We start from the raw sequence: 3,817 nt of genomic DNA on the forward strand, positions 1-3,817 counted from the left end.
CATTACATCAATCACAAAAGACGGACAGGTCGTACTGTACGAAGTGTCCGGGGACCAAAAGCCAATTATTACTAAAACGATTAACCCGCGCATACGCGGTATTCTCATAGTTGCCAAAGGTGCTGAAAACGTAACAGTCAGACGTCTCATTACCAATGCGGTGGAGAAGGGCATCAACGTACCGGTTAATCGAATTTCTGTTGTACCAAGCAAACAATAAAACCAAATTGAAATGATGGGGAGGGTGTTCTCATGAACACGAAAAGACAAACGGTATGGCTTGTATCAATGCTCAGTTTAATGGTGGTATTATCAGCGTATTATTTATTCACGCAAGATGTGGATACGCCTGATGTGTTGACGGATGGCTCGCAAACAGAGCAAGCGGCGCAAAATGCGACAGAAGCTGCAACAAGCGGCAATGGCATCGTTGTAAACGAGGTAGAGAAGCCAGTTGATGGAGCGGTTTTGAGCGAAGCTGATAAAGAAACTTTGAAACAGATTGATGCGCAAGGATTAGCAGCAGGCGGCGTATTTAGTGAACTGCTTGCTAAACGGGAAATGAAATACAATGAGGTAGATAATCGGGTGATGGCAGCAGTTAATGATACGCTTAAAAAGCCGGAGGAAGCATCAGCTGCAATAGCTGAGCTTGACATGCTGGAGGAGAAGCACACGAAACTCACAGGCATTGAAGCAGAGCTGCTGAAACAATACGAAAATGTAGTTATCGACGAGCAAAGCGATAAATACAATGTAGTGGTTTCAAGCGATAAGCTTGAGAAAAAGCAAGCTGCAGACATTATTAAACTGGTCATGAGCACGCTTGATGTCGATGCTGATCAAGTATCCGTACAATATGTAGCGGTTAAGCAGCCTCAATAGCTCTACCATCAAGAAAAGGCCTTGTCCCTTCGGCATATTAGCTGGAGGGGGCAAGACCTTTTTTTTGGCTGTCATGCTCGAATATACAAAAAATGATTCGTGTTCAGGCTTGTTTATGATATAATGTTAAACGTTATGTGAAAGAATTGGTTATAATGGCATGGACACCATTTAGGTGTACAAGCTATGGAAGCAATCTTGCTATCGCAAATTTAAGGAGTGAAAATATTCATGTTCAAATTGAGCGAGATCAAAGAGTTGATCAAATTGGTTGATCAAACCTCCGTTCATGAGCTGGAAATTGAAAACGAAGGGACTCGCCTGCTCATCCGCAAGCCTGGCAAAACAGAAGTGGTGAATGTGCAAGCGGCCCCAATTACGCATACATACGCGCCTGCACCATTACAAGCTCAGCCAGCCGCTCCAGCAGCGCAGACTCAAGCCGTACAAGAAACGGCACCAGCTCGTCCTTCAACGGATCATTTGCATCAAATCGTATCTCCAATGGTAGGAACGTTCTATAGTTCTCCGACTCCGGAAGCGGGAGCTTTCGTAAAAGTAGGCGATCGCGTAAATGATAAGAGCGTCGTATGTATATTGGAAGCTATGAAGCTGATGAATGAACTTGAAGCAGAAGTTAAAGGCGAAATCGTGGAAATTTTGGTTTCTAATGGTCAGCTCGTTGAGTACGGCCAGCCACTATTCCTTGTAAAGCCTGAATAATGTAGTGAGTTGACGTCCGAACAGGGAAACTGTCGTTTGAAAGGGGTTCCTACGTGAAATTTCACAAAATATTAATTGCAAACCGCGGTGAGATTGCTGTACGTATCATTCGCGCTTGCCGCGAATTAGGTATTAGCACTGTTGCCGTGTATTCCGAAGCGGATCGTGATTCGCTTCATGTACGGTTAGCCGATGAAGCCTATTGTATCGGGCCCACGGCATCTAAAGACAGCTATTTAAACTTAACGAATATTATGAGCGTAGCTACAATAACCGAGTGTGATGCTATCCATCCAGGTTACGGTTTTCTAGCTGAAAACGCTGACTTTGCTGAAATATGCGAATCATGCAATATCACCTTCATCGGGCCATCGCCGGAAGCCATTAATAAGATGGGCGACAAAGCGGTTGCTAAGCTGACGATGAGAACGGCTGATGTGCCAATCATTCCGGGTTCTGACGGTCTTGTTGAGAATATGGATGAAGCTATCCGTGTCGCTCGCGAAATCGGCTATCCCGTTATTATTAAAGCAACAGCGGGTGGCGGAGGCAAAGGCATCCGAATTGCGGATGACGAGACAACGCTAGTAGCGCAAATTACGACTGCACAACAGGAAGCTCAAAAGGCTTTCGGAAATGCGGGCGTTTATCTGGAAAAATATTTGACGGGCATGAAGCACGTTGAAATTCAAATTATGGCTGACAAGCATGGCAATGCTGTTCATTTGTTCGAACGTGATTGCTCTGTGCAGCGCAGACGCCAGAAGCTCGTCGAAGAGGCGCCTTGTTCTGTTCTTACTCCTGAACTGCGGGATAAGATGGGACAAGCAGCAGTTCGCGCTGCTTTAGCTGTAAATTACTCAGGCGCAGGAACATTAGAGTTTCTACTTGGCCCTGATGAGAAGTTCTACTTTATGGAAATGAATACGCGTATCCAAGTTGAGCATCCCGTAACGGAGATGATCACTAACGTGGATTTAATTAAAGAAATGATTTCTGTAGCAGAGGGCAATCCACTTTCATTCTCACAAAGTGATTTGAAAATTACTGGCTGGTCCATCGAGTGCCGGATTAACGCAGAGGATTCCGAAAGGAACTTTATGCCTTCTCCTGGCCTGATTCCCTTTTACTTGCCGCCAGGCGGCGCGGGTGTACGTGTGGATAGCGCAGTTTACCCTGGCTATACGATTTCACCGCATTACGATTCGATGATTGCTAAGCTTATCGTTTGGGGCTCAACCCGCGAAGAAGCCATTGCAAGAATGAAACGGGCATTGTCTGAATTCGCTATTGATGGCATTCGGACAACAATTCCTTTCCATTTGAAGCTGCTGAATCACCCGAAATTCATAAGCGGAAACTTCGACATTAAGTTTCTTGAGGAGCACGATATTAACGCTTCTGAATGAAGATACGACAAAGATGTGAACAAGTAGTATCGTTTGTCATATTTCTTACCGAATGTTATAGTATATTAACAAGATGCGGTTTATTGCTTGGCCTTGACGCCGAGTACGCGCAACTTTAAGGAGGTGTACAGCCATCATGAGTACGATAGCTGCGGAGTATGAGAAAACGGACATTGGCACGATTCAAATTGCACCTGAAGTCATCGAAGTTATCGCTGGATTAGCTACGATTGAAGTGGATGGAGTCGCTGGAATGAGCGGCGGATTTGCAGGAGGCATCGTAGAGCTTCTTGGACGCAAAAATTTATCCAAAGGTGTTAAAGTTGAAGTGGGTCAGCGCGAAGCTGCGGTAGATGTATCCATTATCGTTGAGTACGGCAACCGTATTCCGGAGATCGCTTCGGAAATTCAACGTAATGTGAAACGTTCTATCGAGATGATGACGGGACTCCACGTTGTTGAAGTGAACGTACATATTCACGATGTACATTTCAAGACGCCTGATAAACCGGAAGAAGAAGAAGTGCTGCACCGAGTTAAATAAATAAAGATGTTTTAATTAAATCCCGTACAACCCCCTCGTGAATGGGCATGCCGCTCGGCGCAAGGGGGTTTTCATTCGGCTTGGCAGGAGGAGGCGCTACGCATGATTAAGGTCGTGGACAAGCTGCTTTTGTTTTTGTATAGCATCGTGATTGGATGTTTATCCGTTTTTCTGCTATCCATAGGATTTGGCTGGATATCGCGAGATTTATTAAACGATTTAATAGGCGATTTATATCGTATCGACTCCATACAGA

At 45.0% G+C, this 3,817-nt stretch carries 4 protein-coding genes and 1 pseudogene; all 5 read left to right on the forward strand.

What is annotated here, in order from left to right; translation table 11 throughout:
• A pseudogene (locus tag AC1DSE_RS32110) lies at window positions 1-220 on the forward strand (stage III sporulation protein AG); the annotation flags it as partial.
• A 32-nt stretch (window positions 221-252) separates the two neighbouring features.
• Window positions 253-885 (forward strand): SpoIIIAH-like family protein, encoded by a 633-nt coding sequence (locus AC1DSE_RS32115; protein WP_441886162.1) that lies wholly within the window; start codon window positions 253-255, stop codon window positions 883-885.
• Window positions 886-1,116: 231 nt separating this feature from the next.
• The gene (gene accB / locus AC1DSE_RS32120) at window positions 1,117-1,608 is read left to right on the forward strand and encodes an acetyl-CoA carboxylase biotin carboxyl carrier protein (RefSeq protein WP_441886165.1); all 492 of its coding nucleotides are present in this window, start codon (window positions 1,117-1,119) and stop codon (window positions 1,606-1,608) included.
• Between the two features lie 53 nt (window positions 1,609-1,661).
• Entirely contained in the window at window positions 1,662-3,017 is a 1,356-nt protein-coding gene (gene accC, locus AC1DSE_RS32125) for an acetyl-CoA carboxylase biotin carboxylase subunit (protein WP_477510515.1), read from the forward strand.
• A 136-nt stretch (window positions 3,018-3,153) separates the two neighbouring features.
• Window positions 3,154-3,561, forward strand: coding sequence for an Asp23/Gls24 family envelope stress response protein (locus AC1DSE_RS32130; RefSeq protein WP_076266953.1), 408 nt, complete (start codon window positions 3,154-3,156; stop codon window positions 3,559-3,561).
• Window positions 3,562-3,817: the final 256 nt, after the last annotated feature.

Source organism: Paenibacillus sp. 01L418 (genome assembly GCF_056400045.1).